This is a genomic window from Occallatibacter savannae (genome assembly GCF_003131205.1).
Taxonomy (GTDB): domain Bacteria; phylum Acidobacteriota; class Terriglobia; order Terriglobales; family Acidobacteriaceae; genus Telmatobacter; species Telmatobacter savannae.
The window spans coordinates 1,079,124-1,097,297 of the sequence record NZ_QFFY01000001.1 but is presented as its reverse complement, the minus strand read 5'-3'; the positions used below and the strand labels follow the sequence as shown (position 1 = coordinate 1,097,297).

The 18,174-nt window shown below is 60.3% G+C and carries 13 protein-coding genes; 5 read left to right on the top strand and 8 right to left on the bottom strand.

The window, feature by feature from the left end:
• Positions 1-3 precede the first annotated feature (3 nt).
• The 4 genes from DHV10_RS04880 to DHV10_RS04865 are packed head-to-tail and all read right to left on the bottom strand — an operon-like array spanning position 4 to position 6,629.
• Entirely contained in the window at positions 4-1,755 is a 1,752-nt protein-coding gene (locus tag DHV10_RS04880) for an ABC transporter ATP-binding protein (RefSeq protein ID WP_109485143.1), read from the bottom strand.
• 50 nt (positions 1,756-1,805) lie between these two features.
• The gene (gene lptF / locus DHV10_RS04875; protein WP_109485142.1) at positions 1,806-4,145 is read right to left on the bottom strand and encodes an LPS export ABC transporter permease LptF; all 2,340 of its coding nucleotides are present in this window, start codon (positions 4,143-4,145) and stop codon (positions 1,806-1,808) included.
• A gap of 27 nt (positions 4,146-4,172) precedes the next feature.
• Positions 4,173-6,413, bottom strand: a complete 2,241-nt coding sequence (locus DHV10_RS04870) for a heavy metal translocating P-type ATPase (protein WP_109485141.1) — start codon at positions 6,411-6,413, stop codon at positions 4,173-4,175.
• Between the two features lie 9 nt (positions 6,414-6,422).
• A complete protein-coding gene (locus DHV10_RS04865) occupies positions 6,423-6,629 on the bottom strand; it encodes a heavy-metal-associated domain-containing protein (RefSeq protein WP_109485140.1) in 207 nt (68 codons plus the stop codon).
• A gap of 115 nt (positions 6,630-6,744) precedes the next feature.
• Here DHV10_RS04865 and DHV10_RS04860 point away from each other — a divergent pair, with 115 nt between their 5' ends.
• Positions 6,745-7,227, top strand: a complete 483-nt coding sequence (locus DHV10_RS04860; protein WP_239461287.1) for an NUDIX hydrolase — start codon at positions 6,745-6,747, stop codon at positions 7,225-7,227.
• Positions 7,228-7,229: 2 nt separating this feature from the next.
• Complete coding sequence (locus DHV10_RS04855) at positions 7,230-8,141, top strand: alpha/beta fold hydrolase (protein WP_162601191.1); 912 nt, start codon at positions 7,230-7,232, stop codon at positions 8,139-8,141.
• A 176-nt stretch (positions 8,142-8,317) separates the two neighbouring features.
• Here the strand turns inward: DHV10_RS04855 and DHV10_RS04850 are convergent, their stop codons facing one another.
• The 4 genes from DHV10_RS04850 to DHV10_RS04835 all read right to left on the bottom strand — a co-directional run bounded on the left by DHV10_RS04850 (position 8,318) and on the right by DHV10_RS04835 (position 15,274).
• Complete coding sequence (locus tag DHV10_RS04850) at positions 8,318-11,695, bottom strand: TonB-dependent receptor (protein ID WP_162601190.1); 3,378 nt, start codon at positions 11,693-11,695, stop codon at positions 8,318-8,320.
• A gap of 264 nt (positions 11,696-11,959) precedes the next feature.
• Positions 11,960-12,886: a malate dehydrogenase gene (mdh, locus tag DHV10_RS04845; protein WP_109485137.1), complete on the bottom strand. Its 927-nt coding sequence runs from the start codon at positions 12,884-12,886 to the stop codon at positions 11,960-11,962.
• Between the two features lie 119 nt (positions 12,887-13,005).
• Positions 13,006-14,406 (bottom strand): NADP-dependent isocitrate dehydrogenase, encoded by a 1,401-nt coding sequence (locus DHV10_RS04840; protein WP_109485136.1) that lies wholly within the window; start codon positions 14,404-14,406, stop codon positions 13,006-13,008.
• A 241-nt stretch (positions 14,407-14,647) separates the two neighbouring features.
• Positions 14,648-15,274, bottom strand: coding sequence for a hypothetical protein (locus DHV10_RS04835; protein WP_109485135.1), 627 nt, complete (start codon positions 15,272-15,274; stop codon positions 14,648-14,650).
• Between the two features lie 188 nt (positions 15,275-15,462).
• Between DHV10_RS04835 and DHV10_RS04830 the strand changes: the two genes are divergently transcribed.
• The 3 genes from DHV10_RS04830 to DHV10_RS04820 all read left to right on the top strand — a co-directional run bounded on the left by DHV10_RS04830 (position 15,463) and on the right by DHV10_RS04820 (position 18,125).
• Positions 15,463-16,023, top strand: a complete 561-nt coding sequence (locus DHV10_RS04830) for a pyruvoyl-dependent arginine decarboxylase (protein WP_239461286.1) — start codon at positions 15,463-15,465, stop codon at positions 16,021-16,023.
• A gap of 96 nt (positions 16,024-16,119) precedes the next feature.
• Positions 16,120-17,046, top strand: a complete 927-nt coding sequence (locus DHV10_RS04825; protein WP_109485133.1) for a carbon-nitrogen hydrolase — start codon at positions 16,120-16,122, stop codon at positions 17,044-17,046.
• Between the two features lie 2 nt (positions 17,047-17,048).
• Positions 17,049-18,125 carry an agmatine deiminase family protein gene (locus tag DHV10_RS04820; RefSeq protein ID WP_109485132.1) on the top strand — a complete coding sequence of 359 codons (1,077 nt, stop codon included), beginning with the start codon at positions 17,049-17,051 and terminating at the stop codon, positions 18,123-18,125.
• The last annotated feature ends 49 nt before the right edge of the window (positions 18,126-18,174 follow it).

Below are 18,174 nucleotides of genomic sequence, written 5' to 3'. Positions count from 1 at the left end.
TTTTCAGCTTGCTACGGTGAGTTCTTCTTCGAGCTGTTGCTTCTGGTAGAGGCTGGCGTAGTAGCCGTCTTTTGCGAGCAGGTCTTCATGGGTACCGATTTCGACGATGCGGCCGTGGTCGAGGACGGCGATCTGGTCTGCGTTCTGGACGGTGGAGACGCGATGGGAGATGAGGATGGTGGTTGCGTTTTCTGAGTAGGTGCGCAGGCCGCCGAGGATCCGTTCTTCTGTGTAGGTGTCGACGCTGGCGAGTGCGTCATCGAGGATGAGGATGGCGGGTCGGCGCACGAGAGCGCGCGCAATGGCGGAGCGCTGTTTCTGGCCGCCGGAGAGGGTCATGCCGCGTTCGCCGACGATAGTTCCAAAGCCCTGGGGGAACTCTTCGAATTCGCGGCGTATATGCGCGGCGTCAGCTGCCTGGAGCAGGTCTTCGGGGGGTGCGTCGGGCACTCCGAAGGCGAGGTTTTCGCGAATGGTCTCGCTGAAGAGAAAGGTCTCCTGCGGGACAACGCCCATATTGCGCCGAAGCATCTCCAGCGGATATTGGCGGATCGGGCGGCCGTCGATGAGCAGACTGCCCTCGGGCGCCTCATAGAGGCGAGCGATCAGGTTCACCAGACTCGTCTTCCCGGAGCCGGTTGGGCCGACAATCGCAAGGCTGGAACCGGCCGGAACTTTCAGCGAGACGTCTTGCAGGACCGGGGTTTCGCCGTAGCTGAAGTTGAGGTTGCGGAATTCGATTTCGCCGCGGAGGGTTGCATCGGTCGGGATGCTCGGATCGGCATCGCGGTCATCGATCGCGGGTTTGGCGTTCAGAAGCTCATCGATTCTTTTGACGGAGGCGGTGCCACGCTGGAAGAGATTTACGACCCAACCCACGGCGATAATTGGCCAGATGAGCAGGATCATATAGGTGTTGAACGCCACGAACTCGCCCGGCGTGATGCGATGTGCGACGACCTCATGACCGCCGACAAGCAGGGTGATGATCATGGCGATACCGAGGATGAATTCGAGGGTGGGCCAGAGCATGCCCATGAGCTGTACGAGTCCCTGTGCGCGGGAGATGTACTGGCGGTTCAGCTTTTCGAAAAGGCTCATTTGCGACTGCTCGCGTCCGAAGGCGCGGACGAGGCGAGCGCCGGTGTAGTTTTCCTGCGCTTGGGATGAGATTTCGGAGAAGCTCTCCTGGATCTTTTCGAAGCGGTCGTGGATTTTTCGGCCGAAGTACTGCACGAGGATGCTGGCGAGAGGCATCGGCGCCCAGGCGACGAGCGTGAGCCAGGGGCTGATGCGGAGCAGGAAGAAGAGCGCGCCGACGGTGAAGAAGACGGTGTTGGCGCTATACATGAGGGCCGGCCCGAGGAGCATGCGAACGGCATTCAGGTCGTTCGTCATGCGGGCCATGATGTCGCCTGTGCGGTACTTCTGGTAGAAGCCGGCGTCCTGGCGTTCGAGCTGCAGGAAAAGGTCGTTGCGGAGATCGAATTCAATTTCGCGCGAGATGCCGATGAGGATCCAGCGCTGGGCGTAGAGGAAGACGCCCTTGATCAGATAAATGCCGACAAAGATGCAGGCGAGGAAGACGATGCGCTCGCGGGTGACTCCGCGCTCAAGCTCGTCGACGGCCTTCTTGAGGATTTGCGGGCCCTGCACCGCAGCGATGTTGGTGGCGATACACGCGAGCGTGCCCCAGATGTATCCCCAGCGGTAGCGGCGCATGTAGCCGAACAGAGGGGCCAGGTCGCGAAACATGTCTTTATTGTACGGGGTTGAGGCAGATGCCGGCGGGTGGGAAGGCGGGCCTAAGTCGGCGTCCGCAAGAGCAGATATCCGCCTGTGAGGGCGAAGAGGACGTCGGGAGACCATGCTGCGAGGGCAGCGGGAAGGTAGTTGACGTTGCCCATGGCGCCGAAAAGTCCGTCGACCACCCAGTAAGCGAGGGCAACGGCTATGGCGACGGCGATACCGGTTAGCGATCCGCGGCGGCCCGTGGAGAGCGCGAAGGGGATGGCGAGCATGGCCATGATGATGGCGATGAGGGGATAGGCAAGCTTGTGCCAGAGAGCGACACGGAGGCGCATGGTATCGAATCCGCTCTGGCGCAGATCGCGGATGTAGGCGCGTAGCTGCTGGAAGTTCATCTCCTGAGACTGGAGATTCTCTTTTTTGAAATAGCCGGGATCTTCGCTGATCTCTGAGAAGGTGGTGGTCTTGAATTCCTGATACTCGCGTTTGTTTGGGTTGATATCGCGCACCCAGCCGTTTAAGAAGCGCCACGTCTCGGTCCTTTCGTCCCACACAGCGCGTGAGGCGAAGATACGGCGCGTGAGAGCGAATGTCGACGGGTTGAACTCGAAGACGGAGATGTTCGCGAAGGCGTCGTCGTCGCGGTCGAAGAACTGGTAGTAGAAGATGTGGGCCGGCTCGCCGGGACCGGACTGGCCGAAAATCCACTTTTCTTCCGGGTGAAGGAACGTCTGCGGCGGGCGCCCTTTGATGGTGCTGCGCAGGAATTCCTGCCGGCGGTTTGCGCCGGGGATGTAGTAGTTGTCGAAGACGAAGAGGGCGATGGTGAGGATGGCAGCGATGGAGACGATGGGAATGACCAGCCGGTAGAGACTGATGCCGGTGGCTTTCATTGCAACGATTTCGCTGTTGCGATTGAAGACGCCGAAGGTAACGAGCACGGCTACGAGTACGGCCAGCGGCGTGATGGTGTAGATCATGCTCGGGGCGAGGTTGAACAGGTAGTCGCCGAGCATAGCGATGGGAATGTGATTGCGAATCATGTCGCCGACGAGTTCAAAGCCGGTGAAGACGAGCATCAACATCACGAAGCTGGAAAGGACGAGGACGAACATTCCGAGGAATTCGCGGACGACATAGGCATCGAGAAGGCGGGGGAAGACGCCGCGGGAGCCGATGCGAACGGCACGGGGCTGAAGCTTTTCCAGGAGATTGGTGAGGCGGTTTCCGTCGACTCTTGCCGTGGGTTCGGCAGTGTGACGGGTTCGCGAGAGAAAGCCTGAGATGGCGCCGAGAACGCGCCCTCCGCTGGCCATTTGCCAGAGCAGAAAAACGCCGGCGATGGCGAAGATCAGATTGGCCATCCAGACACCGACGAAAGGGCTGAGCTTGCCCTGTCGGCTTAGTGCGATTCCGGTGTAGGAGAGGATGTAATAGATGAGTACGAGCAGGACGGTGAAGACGAGGCCGGAGCTTTTGCCCCCTCGGCGGGAGATGACTCCGAGAGGAACTCCGACGAGCATCAGCACAAGACAAGCGGCAGGGTAGGAGAAGCGCGTTTGTAGTTCCAGCGTGTATCTTCTGGCGTCGGGGCCGCGGGTGCGCTCGATGAGCGCGTGCATGGAAAGAGCATAGATTGCGGTATCGAGTCGGCCGAGGTGAGTTTCGCTCTGCGGGCTGAGGGTGAGGGGAAGATCAGTCTGCGAGAAGGTAGAGACGTTGTATAGCTGGGGCTGGCCGCTGACGGTTTCATGGCGCGAGCCGTTGCGCAGGCGCATCAGGAGTTCCTGCGAGGAGTCGCTGACGACGGTGGCGGATTCGGCAGTGGTGATGATGGGGTTGCCGGGGTCCGACAGGTCGGCCATGAAGACCTTGTCCCAGTTTGAGGCTCCGGTGCCGCCGCGCACTTGTTGAACATAGAGCACCGCGCTCCGGAAATCTTCATAGAAGACGTGCGGTTGGATTTCGAAGGAGGCTTGGGAGGTGGCGAGCTCCTGCTCCATTTCGAGGATGGAGCGATTAGCGCGCGGAGTTATGAACAGTGAGTTGACGAGACCGAGAAGCGTTCCGCCGACTGCGACGATGGAGGCGACGCGCACGAAGTACCAGACGCCGAGGCCGGAGGCGCGCATCGCGATGATTTCGCTGTCGGCGGCGAGGCGGCTGAGACCGAGGAGGATGCCGACCAGCACCGCCATGGGGATTGTGACTTTGAAGGTGTTGGGCAGGCTGAAGACGAAGATCTCCGCAATGTTGATGAAGGTGGAGCTGTTGCGGACAACGGCTTCGAGGATGTGATTAAGATCGCGGATGAAGAGGATGAAGGTGAATACGGCGCAGCCGATCAGCGTGTACGAGAGGATCTCGCCGAGGATGTACCGGGTGAGGATGCGCACGTTTAGGGCTCTGCCGTTAGTTTAACGTCAACGGCTGGGCTGCCACGCGCGAAGGCGGAGGCTATTGCTGAGCACGCTGACTGAGCTTAATGCCATTGCCGCCGCGGCGATCCAGGGGCTGAGCAGGATGTGGAATGCGGGATAAAGAACGCCGGCGGCGAGAGGAATCCCGAGCACGTTGTACCCTGCAGCCCAGATGAGGTTCTCGCGCATTACTTTTACAGTAGACTCCGCCAACTCGATCGCAGAGAGGATAGCGCGCGGCTGTGCACGCACGAGCAGGACGTCGCCAGCTTCCTGGGCGAGATCAGCGCCGGTTCCCATGGAGATTCCGGCATCGGCCTGTGCGAGAGCAGCGGCATCGTTGATGCCATCGCCTACCATGCCGACGCGGAGACCTTCCGATTGCAGGGCGCGGATACGAGCGAGTTTGCCGGCGGGATCGAGGCCGGCTTCGAGTTCACCGATGCCGGCCTGATTGGCGATGGGCGCGGATGCAGCCGGTGAATCGCCGGTGAGCATGAGCACGCGGAGGCCTTTGTCGCGAAGAGCGGATACGGCTTCCGTTGCATCGGGACGCAGGGTGTCGCGAGCATCGAAGCAGCCGATGGCCTGGTTGTCGAGCGCGATCCAAAGGCGTGTGGTCCCGGGCTTGGTGGGGGGAATGGAATCGGGGAAGCGGATGCCGGACTCCTGGAAGAGCGCTTCGTTTCCGATGAGGCAGTCGTAGTCTTCCACGCGTGCTGTCAGGCCGCGTCCGGGGATGACCTGCACCTCCTGCGCGGGCTGCCACTTGATGGATTGGGCGCGGGCGTAATCGACGACTGCGTGCGCGAGCGGATGATTCGAGCGCTCTTCGGCAGCCGCGGCGAGCCGGAGCAAGTCTTCTTCGAAGTAGCCCTTGACCGGCCGAACTGCCTGGAGGACTGGACGCCCTGAGGTCAGGGTTCCTGTTTTGTCGAGGACAATGGCATTCAGGTTTGCGGCGCGCTCGAGCGCTTCGCCTCCCTTGAAAAGCACGCCGATCTGAGCGCCGCGGCCCACGGCGACGGTGAGCGCTGCGGGAACAGCAAGGCCCATGGCGCAAGGGCATGCGATGACTAAAACGGAAACCGCTGTCGCAAGAGCAAGGGAGACGGAACCGGTGGAGAAGTACCAAATGACAAAGGTGATGGCGGAGAGGAGCAGCACGACGGGTACGAAGATGGCGCTGGCTCGATCGGCGAGGCGCTGAGTTGGGGCTCGGGATGATTGAGCCTGCTCGACCATACGCGTGATTTGCGCGAGCACTGTATCTTCACCGAGCGAGGATGCACGGCAGACAACGGCGCCGTCGTAATTCATGGAACCGGCTAGTACGCGATCTCCGGCTTCACGCGACAGCGGAGTGGCTTCGCCAGTGAGCATCGATTCATCGACGCTGGTGCGGCCTTCGAGAACTGTGGCGTCGACAGGGAAGCGCTCGCCGGGAAGAATCAGGACTTGATCGCCGACTTTGATCTCTTCAAGCGGCACAAGGGTTTGTACACCGTCAACAATGCGGCGAGCCGTGGAGGGGCGAAGCTTGCCGAGCGCGTTCACCGCAGCGAGAGCATGACGCTTGGCGCGAGCTTCAAGAGCTTTGCCGAGCAGCAGGAAGCCGAGAATGAGCAGCACTGCGTCGTAGTAGATGTCGCGGCCGGGAGCAGGGAAGACGGTGCCGTAGGCTGAGTAGAGAAATGCCACGCCCGTGCCAAGGCTGACGAGCGTGTTCATGTTGGTGGTGCCGTGGCAAAGCGCCTTGGCAGCTGCGAAGTAGATACCGCGCCCAGCCCACGTGGCCAGCACCGCGGTGAGGATGAGGAGCGTCCACCGGATGGCATCGTGTGTGGTCTGGAAGTAGAGTGCGGGCACGACATGCATCAGGAAATTGTCGACCGCACCCATCTTAGTGCCGAGAGGCATGCTGAGCACCATTGCGACTGCGCCGCCTACGAGCGTTGCAATGGCCTTGGCGAGGGCGTCGGTCTCCTGTGCTTCCCGGTATTTCGCCGGTCCCGCGTGAGGCAGGACGGCATCGTAGCCGGCATCGCGAATGGCAGTGAGCAGCTGCTCTGCCGAAGCTTCCTGCGGGTCATAGACCACGCTGGCCCGATTGGCCATGAGATCAACATGAGCCGATTTCACGCCTGCTGTGTCTTTGAGCGCACTTTCAACGTGGTGCTGGCAGGCAGCACAGGTCATTCCGATGACTGGGAGTGTGAGCGACTCTGTTTCTTGCTCGGGCATCGCGTGGGCTTACTGTTCCAGGTGCGCCGAGTAGCCGGCCTTGCCGAGGGCGGCGATTGCCGCATCAACATGCGGCTGATCCTCTGACTTGAGCCGGGCAGCTCCGATTCGAACCTCTTCCACTTCAACGCCTTCTGTCGAGTTCAAAGCCTGTGTTACGCGCCGCACACAGGAGCCGCAATGCATCCCATCGATCCGCAGTGTGAACTCAGCCATTCCGCTCTCCCCGCTCGATTTGATGATACTCGGGACGGTTCGATGCATGAAGGCAGCGTTCGGTCCGATGCGGTACGCAAGTGTTAGATGGCAAACTACGCTAGAGGCTTATCGTATGGCGGAAATGATCGAGCGCGAGTATCCCCGGGCACCCATTGTGGGCGTAGGCGCTGTAGTGGTCGATGCGGGACGCGTGCTGCTGGTCCAGCGCGGCCGCGAGCCGCTGAAAGGGAAATGGACTCTGCCGGGAGGCATGCTGGAGCTTGGGGAGTCGCTGCATGCCGGAGTGGTCCGCGAGGTGGAGGAGGAGACGGGGCTCAGAGTGGAGCCGGTTGAGTTGGTGGAACTGCTGGATCGGATCGTGCGAGAAGAAGCAGCGCAAGGGGAGCGGGTTCGATTTCATTACGTGATTGCGGACTATCTTTGCAGGGTGATTGGTGGCGCGTTGAAGGCGGCTTCGGATGCGGAGGCGGTGAGGTGGGTGGAGCGCGCGGAGTGGAACAGCCACGGCGCGCTGGCGCTGGATCCGATTACGGTACGGGTGATCGAAGCTGGATGGCAGCGGGCCACAGTGTTGAGCCGAGAGGTGAAACGCTAACGATGCGTCGCCGACGGGTCGCCTTCATCGTCTTTGGGCTGCTGGCAGCTGTGGGTTTTGTTTTCTGGCTGCGGCCTGTGAGCGTGTTTCGCATTTTCAATGTAGCGCAGATGTATGCGGTTGGCGCGAGCAGCCACACGACGACGGTGGATGGATTCCGGATCCACTACTACACGCTTGGGCCGGAGAGCGGCAGACCAGTTGTTCTGGTGCATGGGCTCGGCGGGCGAGCCGAAGACTGGGAGAAGCTGGCTCCGTATTTGCGTAAGGCGGGGTACCGCGTTTACCTCCCGGATCTGCCGGGGTTTGGGCAGAGCGAAAGGCCGACAAACTTTTCGTACTCGGTGACGGACCAGGCGAAGGTTGTCGAAGGTTTTTTCGACGCCATGGGGTTGAAACAGGCGGACCTTGGCGGCTGGTCCATGGGTGGTTGGATTGTCCAGATTGTGGCGGCGAAGCATCCTGAGCGCGTGTCACGGCTGATGCTCTTTGACAGCGCGGGACTCTACATGAAGCCGGAATGGGATACGAAGCTTTTCACGCCGGTTTCTCCGGCGGAGATCGAGAATCTGGACAAGCTGCTGATGCCTCATCCGCCGCACCTGCCTGACTTCGTTTCGCGCGACATTCTCCGGGTATCGAGCGAACATGCGTGGGTCATGCATCGATCTCTGGATACGATGCTCCTGGGCCGTGAAACGACAGATTCGCTTCTGCCGGAGCTCAAGATGCGGGTGCTGATTGTGTGGGGAGAGCTCGACCAGATCACGCCCTTGAGCGAAGGCGAGAAGATTCACAAGCTCATTCCGCAATCGCAAATGGACGTGGTGGCGGGTTGCGGGCACCTAGCGCCGAATGAGTGCGCGAAGGCGATCGGGCCTGAGGTGGTGCGGTTTCTGTCGCAGCCGATGTAGTGGATTTCAGGTCTCGGGGCAGATGCATTCTTGTGTCCCACGTCTCCAAAACAGGAGATCCTTCGACTTCGCTCAGGACAGGCTATGGGGCACCCGGACTTCTGGCCAAGTGATGCGGAAACAGAAAGGGCGGGCCTGAAATCAGGCACCGCCCCGAGGAACGTCTGTCTTTACCGTTAGAAGCTGATGCGCCCGCTGAGCTGGATTTCGCGACCGGGCGTTGAGACTTCGGTGATGCTTCCAAAGCTCGCGGTATTCACGAAGCGGTTTGGTGTTCCGAGGTTGGTGCGGTTGAGCGCGTTGAAGAACTCCGCGCGCGCTTCAAAGCGAGCCTTCTCTGCAATGCCGAACTCGCGAACGATGCCGGCATCGAGCGATTGCAATCCGGGTCCATACACCATGTTCCTGCTCGAGTTGCCGTAGGTATAGGCGGGCGGTGCCGCGAAGGCCTTAGGATTGATCCAGGTGGTTGAGTTGCGCGTGCCGGGCCCGAAGATCTTCTGGCCGGTGAGGTTGGCGCGAATCGGATTTTCTCCGACGACGGTGCCGGCGTTTGCAGTGTCGCCAAAGACTGAGACGGTGAAGGGGAAGCCGGTTTGAGCCTGGAACTCGAGGGAGGTGCGCCAGTCACGGCTGAGTGCCTGGAGCAGACGGTTGGAACCGACTGCGTGCGAGCTGTAGACAGCGCTGAGCGCGAACCGGTGGCGGATGTCGCAGCCGGGGCCTTTCTCGGCTTCGAGGTCGTCGTTGTTCTGCGGCGTGGCGGCTTCGAACATCGGGGAGCGAAAGTCCGGCGCATTCTCAAGCGACTTGGCGAAGGTGTAGTTCGCGAGAAAGCTAAGGCCATTGGAATAGCGACGGCGGACGTTGACGTAGCCTGCGTCATACCAGCTCTGGGAGGTATTTTCGAGCAGGTTCATCGTGCTGACCGGAAAGGTGGAGCTTGCGACCTTCACGTTTGAAGGAAATGTTGTGTTGTCGACGAAGCTGATCTTCGGGTGTGGACGCCGCGGCTGAATGAGCCCGGGGCCGGGCTGCGCATTGTTGATGAGGTGCGAGCGCTGCAAGTGGAAGCCGCCAGCGCCAAGGTAGCCGAGTTCGATGGTGGTAGAGCTGCCGAGCTGCTTCTCGAGTGAGGCGCTCCACTGCTGGATGTATTGCGCGGGGGCGTGCAGTTGGAGTCCGGTGAAGCTGACTACGGTCGTGCCGAGTACGGGGGACGGGAAATTCAGGGTGTTGATGCTGGGAATAAACGGATCGCTTTGCGACGTCATGGGGAACACATAAGGGACGTTGTGGCGCTGATTGCACCACGTGTTCATGTCGACCGGAGTGTAGAAGACGCCGTACGCGATGTGGGCGACGAGTCCGAGACGAGGCATGCTCTGCGCGAGTCCCAGGCGCGGAGCGAAGTTGGTTTGGTTGGCGTACATCAGGCCCCTGGGATAGCCATTCTGGCCGCCGATGAAGACACGGGGAGTTCCGCTGCTCAGATCGAGGTTGCTGTTGGTGTAGCGGATATCGACGAGCGGGCTCATGTACTCGTAGCGAAGGCCGTACGTGAGCGTGGTAGTTGGGGTGAGCCGCCATGCGTCCTGCGCGTAGGCATCGGAATACCACTGGCGCAGGTCCATCTGGGGCACGCCGGCTTGTCCTTGGCGGGCGGCGGGCAGGCCAAGTTCGAAGCTGGCAAGTGACGATCCTGTTCCGTCGTTGATCGCACCCTTCGTGGTGAAGCCGTTGGTGAACTGATAGTAGCCGCGGTTCTGGAAGAAGCCCCACATGGGCCAGATGAACTTGCGGTATGATCCGCCGAACTTTGCGCTATGCCGGCCGATCTGCCAATTCAAGGTGTCGCGGCCTTCGACTACGGTGTCCCATGCGTGCATTGGTGTGGCGCTGAAGGAGTCGCCCATGGGGGAGAATCCCTGCACGTTGAAATAGGGTGCGCCCCATGCCGCAGGGCCGCCAAATCCCGTTCCCGTGATTCCAAGTTCGGAGACGATGTCGCGCTTGTTGGCGCTTTCGGTTGAGTGCTGCATCACCAACCGCGAGACAGCGACTGACGCCGAATTCACAAGCTGCGAAGATATGACACGATTCCACCCCAGTATGCCGTTTTGCGAGAGGTCATCGTGGTAGAAGCCAAAACCAGGAAGGCCCATCTGCGGATGGAATCCGTACTCGCCGGAGGCGGAGTAGCGGAAATAAGCGAGATCACCGTTGCCGAAATTGTGGTCGACGCGCACGGTGCCCTGATCCTGGTTCATGCGCTGCTTGCGAAGATCGAGGTAGTTGTTGGCGTCGTTGCCTGCACCGACGACTGTGGGTTGGCCCATCATGGTCATGCCGCCCATATTCATCGTGTTGGGTTGCGGCGTGTACTTGTTGAGCATGATGGATGCGGCTTGCGAGATGCGGCTTGGCGGGATGACGTTCTTTACGCCGTTGTATTGGAACTGCTGCCGGATGTATTGCGGGTTTGATTTGCTGGGGGGGAGGGCCGGATTGAAGTTCGGGTTCGGTTGCGTGGTCGCCGGGTCGTAGATGTCGAGCCCGCTCTGGCTGAAGTCGCCTGCCATCTCTTCGGGCGTCGGGACAGTGTCCACCATGGCGTGCGTTTCCACGTTGCGCAGGCCTTCGTAGTTGACGAAGAAAAAGGTTTTGCCGGTGTGCCAGACAGGGCCGCCGATTGATGCGCCGAAGTTGTTCTGAACCAGAAAATTTGACATGCCCATGTCGTTGAAGGAGTGGGCATCCATCGCGCCATTGCGCAGGAACTCATAGGCGGTGCCATGAAACTTCGCCGTGCCGGAGCGGGTGATGATGTTTACCTGGCCGCCGCCTGCTCCGCCCATCTCGGCGGAGTAGCTGCCGGTTTGCACCTGAAACTCCTGCACTGCGTCGGGAGAGGCGCTGAGGTTCTGCGTGCTGAAGGTCGGATCTGTGTTGGTGGCGCCGTCGAGCAGGAAGTAGTTCGCATTTGGCCTGCTGCCGCCAATGCTGACAGCGGAGCGCTGCCCCGGACGCCAGTAGAGAGGATTCATGTCGCCGGTGGCGGCGCCGTGGCTAAGATGCGCTCCGGGCACGGTGAGAACGAGGTCGATCAGCATGCGGCCGTTCAGGGGGAGGGAATCGACGGACTTCTGATCGACCACCGCGCCGACGCTTGCATCTTGAGTTTTGAGCAACTCGCCCGAGGCCTCGACATTGACGCTCTGTTTGTCGCCGCTGACGTGCAGTTCAAGATCGATGGTGGCCTGTTGCCCGACTTCGAGGGTGATGGTGTTCTTCGTCTCGGCAAAGCCCTGACCATCAACAGTCAGCGTGTAGGTTCCGGGCTGGAGGCCGGCGATCTCGTAAAGGCCGGTGGCGTTCGAGACGACTTCGCGATTGGCTCGAGTGGAGGTGTCGCTGGCATGAATATGCGCGCCGGGGACAGCATGATGCTGTGGATCGAAGATTGAGCCGCGGACGACTGCGTAGTTGCTTTGTGCGGATGCTGTGGCGACGCCAGCGAGGAGGCAGAGAGCTGCCAGAAACTGTTTGCGCAACGTGGTTCTCCTAAGATGACGAACATGCTTCATTCGGCCGGAATAGAGTCTGCGGCCGAAGGTAGAGGCTGACGCACTTGTTGTGTGGCCCGACGGCTGGCAAATGTCAGGAAATAGGCGCTTAGCTCTATTGAGAATGGGGCTTTCACTATAGTACCGGCATCGGAGGTTGGATGGGTGTCCGGCTCCACCTTTTGGTGGATGGTGGGGCGAAAGAAATGCCGCTCCCGTGGGAGCGGCATTCGATGATGCAAGGGAATCGAGCTACACGCCGATGACGGCGCAGAGTTCTTTTACGGCTGCAGCGCTCTTTTTCAGAGCTGCGTCTTCTTCGGCGGTGAGCTTGATCTCGATGATCTTTTCGAGGCCGCCGGCGCCGAGTTTGCAGGGGACGCCGATATAGTAGCCCTCGATGCCGTACTCGCCTTGCAGATAGGCTGCGCAGGGAAGGATCTTCTTCTTGTCTTTGAGGATGGCCTCAACCATCTCGACTGTAGCTGCGCTGGGCGCGTAGTAGGCGCTGCCGGTCTTGAGGTATTTGACGATCTCGGCGCCGCCATCGCGTGTGCGCTGGACGAGAGTCTCGAGGCGGTCGGCGGGGATGAGTTCGGGGATCGGAATTCCTGCGACCGTGGAGTAGCGGGTGAGGGGAACCATGGTGTCGCCGTGGCCGCCGAGGACGAATGCCGTGACGTTCTCGACGCTGACATTCAGTTCTTCGGCGATGAAGGTGCGGAAGCGGGCGGAGTCGAGGACGCCGGCCATGCCGATGACGCGCTCGCGATTGAAGCCGGCCTGGCGGAAGGCTGCCTGCGCCATGGCATCAAGCGGATTGGAGACGATGATCAGGATGCACTCCGGCGACTGCGCGACGACTTTCGAGACCACGTCGGACATGATTTTGAAGTTTGTGTGCAGCAGATCGTCGCGGCTCATACCCGGCTTGCGGGGGATGCCGGCAGTGATGACGACGATGTCGGAGTTGGCAGTGGCGGCGTAGTCGTTGGAGCCGGCGACGTGCACGTCGCGCTTTTCGATGGGCATGGCTTCGAGCAGATCGAGCGCCTTGCCCTGGGGGACGCCCTCGACGACATCAATCAGCACCACGTCGGCAAGTTCCTTCGCCGCGATCCAGTGTGCTGCCGTAGCGCCCACATTGCCGGCGCCTACAATGCTTACTTTTTTACGCATGTCTCTTCTCCTGGTCAGTTAAGCGGAGTTCGCGGAGTTAGCCGCGCTTCGCGCGTGTTAGCGGAGTTAGGGATTGCGAAGCCCCTAGCACCGCTAACTCCGCTAGCTCCGCTGTCCTTCTACATATTGCCGATGATTCGCGTGGCGAACTCGCTGGTGCCGACCTTCGTCGCGCCGGCGGTCTGGCGCTCGAAGTCATAGGTGACGAACTTCTGCTGGATGGTCTTCTCCATGGCGTCTTCGATCATCTTGGCCGCTTCTTTCCAGCCGATGAAGTCGAGCATCATGACGCCGGAGAGGATGACCGAGCCCGGATTGATGACATCCTTGTCGGCGTACTTTGGCGCCGTGCCGTGTGTTGCTTCGAAGACGGCATAGCCGTCGCCGATGTTCGCGCCGGGTGCGATACCAAGGCCGCCGACCTGCGCTGCAGCCGCGTCGGAGATGTAGTCGCCATTCAGGTTTGAGGTGGCGAGGATGCTGTAGTCCGATGGGCGGATGATGATCTGCTGGAAGATCGAGTCGGCGATGCGGTCGTTGAGGAGAATCTTCGACTTCCACGCACCGTTGCCGTGCGTCTTGCCGATGGCTGCCAATGTGTCCCGGATTTCCGCGTAGAGGGAATCCCGGAATGCCTGGTTCCCGAATTCGAGGCCGGGTTCGATCAAAGCCGCGTTCTCTTCGATAGTGATGTTGGGATTTGCATCGACGTTGCCGAGGATCCAGCTTTCGCGCTCTGTAACGGTCTGATCGCGGAATTCTTCAACGGCAACCTCATAACCCCACTCGCGGAAGGCGCCCTCGGTGAACTTCTGGATGTTGCCCTTGTGTACGAGTGTCACGGTCTTGCGCCCGGTCTCGAGCGCATGCCGGATGGCGTAGCGCACGAGGCGTTTGGTGCCGAAGATGGAGATGGGCTTGATGCCAACGCCAGAATCCTGACGGATCTTCTTCTTGCCGCCCTTGAGGAGGTCGTCGTTGACGAAGCTGATCAGCTTTGCGGCATCGTCGCTGCCTTGTTTGAATTCGATGCCCGAGTAGACGTCTTCGGTGTTCTCGCGGAAGATGACGATGTCGACCTTTTCAGGGTGCTTCACCGGGCTGGGAACGCCCTGGTAGTAGCGCACGGGGCGAACGCAGGAATAGAGGTCGAGAATCTGACGAAGCGCCACGTTGAGCGAGCGAATGCCGCCGCCGACGGGCGTGGTCAGCGGTCCTTTGATGGAGACGCGGAGATCGCGCGCCGCGCTTACGGAATCATCCGGTAGCCAGTTGTTGAACTGGCGAAACGCCTTCTCACCGGCAAAGATCTCGAACCAGGCGATCTTGCGTTTGCCCCCGTAGGCCTTTTCTACCGCTGCGTCGAAGACGCGCTGCGAGGCCTTCCAGATGTCGCGGCCAGTGCCGTCGCCCTCGATGAAGGGGATGATGGGATTGTCGGGAACCTGATATTGGCCGTGGTTGTACTCGATGGGCTTGCCGTTTTGCGGCAAATCAAGCCCGTTGTAAGTCTTCTGCATCTGTTTTGTGGAGTTCCTTCCCGAGATAGGGTGCAAAGGAAGGCTAACACCCTGAATTTAGGAGTGGCAACGCCTGGAAGGCCAAGCACCGGGTGAGTACGAAGGGGAAGGAGATGAACGGAAGATGACAGATGCAGAGCCTGCATTTGGTAGCCATGGAGCATCTCGCGGCAGTGCGGTGACACAACTCCGGTTGGGAGTTAACGCGCTCAGCAACGGGTCAAAGGATAAGCGGCGTCGATTACTGTACGGGCGAATTGTGGAGGTCGCCTTCGTCCAGTTTGGGGATGCCGAAGTGCCCGCGAAGATGGAGCAGGTCGACAGGACTCAGGTTTCCGGCGACGGTGACCAGCGTCAGGCTGCGAGGGGTTTCGGCAAGCACGACGGCTCCGCGAACATTCATGCCGTCGAGAACGAACCATACGTCCGTTGTTGCGTTGTGCAGAGCGCTGCCATGATGGTCGGCCGTCGTCACCACATGTTTCCACCCGCGGAGGTGATAGGAGGCGCGAATGGCCTGTACGGCGCCCTCATCAGGGATGCCGGCATCGTTGAAGCGCATGGTGTGTACGCTGACGCCATCCAGCTTGCGGATCGCTTGGCGGACGGGCGCATCGGAGTCGGGCACCGCGCCAGCGGCTACGCCCAACAGATTGCGATCCAGGGTGAAGTTCTCTTTCATCGCAGCCATGGAGCTAAGTTCGGCCAGCGGTGGCGGCACCCAGTCCAGCGGTACCGGGCTCGCGTCAGGCGGATATTCACGGGCCGGGGGAGGGCCGGATTGCGGACCGTACTCCTGAGCGACTGCCAATGCACAACCGAACGCGGCGCTGAGCAGGCAGACTCCGAGAACCAGTGAGAGCTTCATAGAAGTTGAAACTCACGGCGGCGGGAAAAGTCGCGATGACGGGCGAAATTTGTGGAGACAAGGCCGGGCATGTAAACCGCGGATTAAATCGCAAACCATTCTGTTTTCAGGCGCCAAGATGAGATAAACTCATGCGGGAACGCCGGAGAAAACGAGTTACCGTCGTCCCTATGGAGGGTACATAGAAATTGGGAAAGAGCATGGTGCCGAAGAAGCTTTTCTTCACCAAGGGTGTGGGCAAACACAAGGAGCGCCTGACATCGTTCGAACTCGCCCTCAGGGATGCCGGAATCGCTTCGCAGAACCTGGTTCGCGTCAGCTCGATCTTTCCACCCCGCTGCAAGATCATTTCTCGTAAAGAAGGTCAGAAGTATTTGAACCATGGCGAGGTCGTTTTCGCCGTTATCGCTGAAAACTCAACCCGAGAGCCGCACCGCCTGTGCGTGTCGAGCATTGGTGTGGCCATTCCAGCGGACAAGGATACCTACGGGTATCTCAGCGAGCACCACAGCTTCGGCGAGACAGAGGATCAGGCCGGCGAATACGCTGAAGAGCTTGCGGCCGAGATGCTCGCCACCACGCTCGATGTCGACTTCGATCCCGACAAGAGTTGGGACGAGAAGAAGGAAATCTATCGCATCTCAAACAAGATCGTTCGAACGAGCAACGTTACGCAATCTGCAGTGGGCGATAAGCGGGGCCTGTGGACGACGACGATCGCTGCCGCTGTTTTGATTCTCGAAGAGTAGGCTGCGGATCTGACATTGAGGCCAATCCCGCCGGCCGGGGTTGGCCTTGTTGTGTAGGCGAGCTTCCGGCGGGAGCCGGAGAAGAATGGGTTCGGAATGGATAACAAACGTAAGTACAGAGTGGGTCTGGTGCAGATGCGCATGGGCCCCGATCCCGAGGCGAATCTTGACGCAGCGATTGCGCACGTAAGAGAAGCGGCGAAACGGGGAGCCAATATCGTCTGCCTGCCTGAGCTGTTCCGGGCGCAGTACTTCTGCCAACGCGAAGACATCAAGCTGTTCGATCTGGCTGAGCCGATTCCGGGGCCGTCGACGACTCGGCTTGGAGAGTTAGCTAAGGAGTTGCGGGTTGTGATTGTGGCGTCGCTCTTTGAGCGCCGGGCAGCCGGACTCTACCACAACACCGCTGTGACGCTTGGCCAGGATGGAAGCATTATCAGCGTGTATCGCAAGATGCATATACCGGATGATCCGCTCTACTACGAGAAGTTCTACTTTACGCCGGGCGATCTGGGTTTCAAGGCGGTCGATACGCCCCATGGGCGAGTGGGCACCCTGGTCTGCTGGGATCAGTGGTATCCCGAGGGCGCGCGCCTCACGGCGCTGCAGGGAGCGGAGGTGCTGTTCTATCCGACGGCAATCGGCTGGCATCCGTCGGAAAAGGAAGAGTTCGGGGCTGCGCAGTATGACGCCTGGCAGACGATCCAGCGAGCGCATGCCATTGCAAACGGTGTCTACGTGGCAGGCGTGAACCGTGTGGGGCATGAGACGGGAGATGTGAGAGGCGATCGCGCGAGCGGTCCGGGGCTGGAGTTCTGGGGCGGTAGCTTCCTTGCCGATCCTTTTGGCCGCATAGTGGCCAAGGCATCGCATACGGAGGAAGAGATTCTGATCGGGGAGATCGACATGGCTCTGCTCGAAGATACGCGGCGCAATTGGCCGTTTCTTCGCGATCGCCGCATTGACGCCTACACGCCGATTGCAAGCAGATTTCTCGATCCGGGCTTTGGAGACGGCAAGTAAGCATGGACGAGAAGACTCCACGCGAACTCGGCTATCGCATGCCCGCAGAATGGGAGCGCCACGAGGCGACGTGGCTGGCATGGCCACACAATCCGGAAGACTGGCCGGGAAAGTTTCAGGCGATTCCGTGGCTGTATGCGGAGATCGTGCGTTTGCTTGCGGGCAGGGAGCGCGTTCACCTGCTGGTGCAGGACGAGAAGGAGCAGCGCCGCGCCACCGGCATACTGGAGCGCGCGCACGCCGATCTCGACAACGTGACCTTTCATCAGTGGCCGACGAATCGCGTATGGACGCGGGACTCGGGGCCGATCTTCGTTCGCGATGCGGAGGGCAAGGTCGCGATCACGAACTGGCGGTTCAACGCCTGGGCAAAATACCCGGATTGGCAGCTGGACGACCAGATCCCGGGCCGCGCGGCGGAATTGCTAGGGTATCGCGAGTGGCAGCCGACCATTGAGGTAAACGGGGAGCATCGACGTGTTGTGCTTGAGGGCGGCTCCATCGATACCAATGGCCAAGGCGTGATGCTGACGACGGAAGAATGCCTGCTGAGCGAGGTACAGCAGCGGAACCCAGGAGTGAGCCGAGAGCAGTTGGAGAAGATCTTCAGTGATTATCTCGGAATCGATGAAGTGATCTGGCTTGACCGGGGGATCGCGGGAGACGACACGCACGGGCATGTGGATGACATCACCCGCTTCGTGGGGCAATCGACGATTCTGACGGCAGTGGAGCCGGACACTCGCGACGCGAATCATGAGCCGCTGGAGGAGAATTTGCGCCGGTTGAAGGATGCGCGTACTCCGGACGACAAGCAGTTCACGATTGTGGAATTGCCGCTTCCGAGGCCGGTTGTGTTTCGGAACCAGCGGCTGCCGGCCAGCTATGCGAACTTCTATATCGCCAACGGCCTGGTGCTGGTGCCTACGTTTCACGATCCGAACGACCGTATCGCTCTGGGGATCATCGCCGAAGCATTCCCGGACCGCGAGGTCATTGGCATCCATGCGGTCGATCTGGTGTGGGGGCTGGGGACGCTGCACTGTATGACGCAGCAGCAGCCGGCACTTTCGCGGTAACGGTGCGGTTTAGTTTGTGGTGCGCAGGCGGAACTACCGTCGTCACCTT

Excerpts from the sequence above, each read along its gene's own strand:
- DHV10_RS04870 (WP_109485141.1), bottom strand. The coding sequence starts at position 6,413 with ATGCCCGAGCAAGAAACAGAGTCGCTCACACTCCCAGTCATCGGAATG.
- DHV10_RS04825 (WP_109485133.1), top strand. The coding sequence starts at position 16,120 with ATGGATAACAAACGTAAGTACAGAGTGGGTCTGGTGCAGATGCGCATG.
- DHV10_RS04860 (WP_239461287.1), top strand. The coding sequence starts at position 6,745 with ATGGCGGAAATGATCGAGCGCGAGTATCCCCGGGCACCCATTGTGGGC.
- DHV10_RS04840 (WP_109485136.1), bottom strand. The coding sequence starts at position 14,406 with ATGCAGAAGACTTACAACGGGCTTGATTTGCCGCAAAACGGCAAGCCC.
- DHV10_RS04855 (WP_162601191.1), top strand. The coding sequence starts at position 7,230 with ATGCGTCGCCGACGGGTCGCCTTCATCGTCTTTGGGCTGCTGGCAGCT.
- DHV10_RS04865 (WP_109485140.1), bottom strand. The coding sequence starts at position 6,629 with ATGGCTGAGTTCACACTGCGGATCGATGGGATGCATTGCGGCTCCTGT.
- DHV10_RS04880 (WP_109485143.1), bottom strand. The coding sequence starts at position 1,755 with ATGTTTCGCGACCTGGCCCCTCTGTTCGGCTACATGCGCCGCTACCGC.
- mdh (WP_109485137.1), bottom strand. The coding sequence starts at position 12,886 with ATGCGTAAAAAAGTAAGCATTGTAGGCGCCGGCAATGTGGGCGCTACG.
- DHV10_RS04835 (WP_109485135.1), bottom strand. The coding sequence starts at position 15,274 with ATGAAGCTCTCACTGGTTCTCGGAGTCTGCCTGCTCAGCGCCGCGTTC.
- DHV10_RS04820 (WP_109485132.1), top strand. The coding sequence starts at position 17,049 with ATGGACGAGAAGACTCCACGCGAACTCGGCTATCGCATGCCCGCAGAA.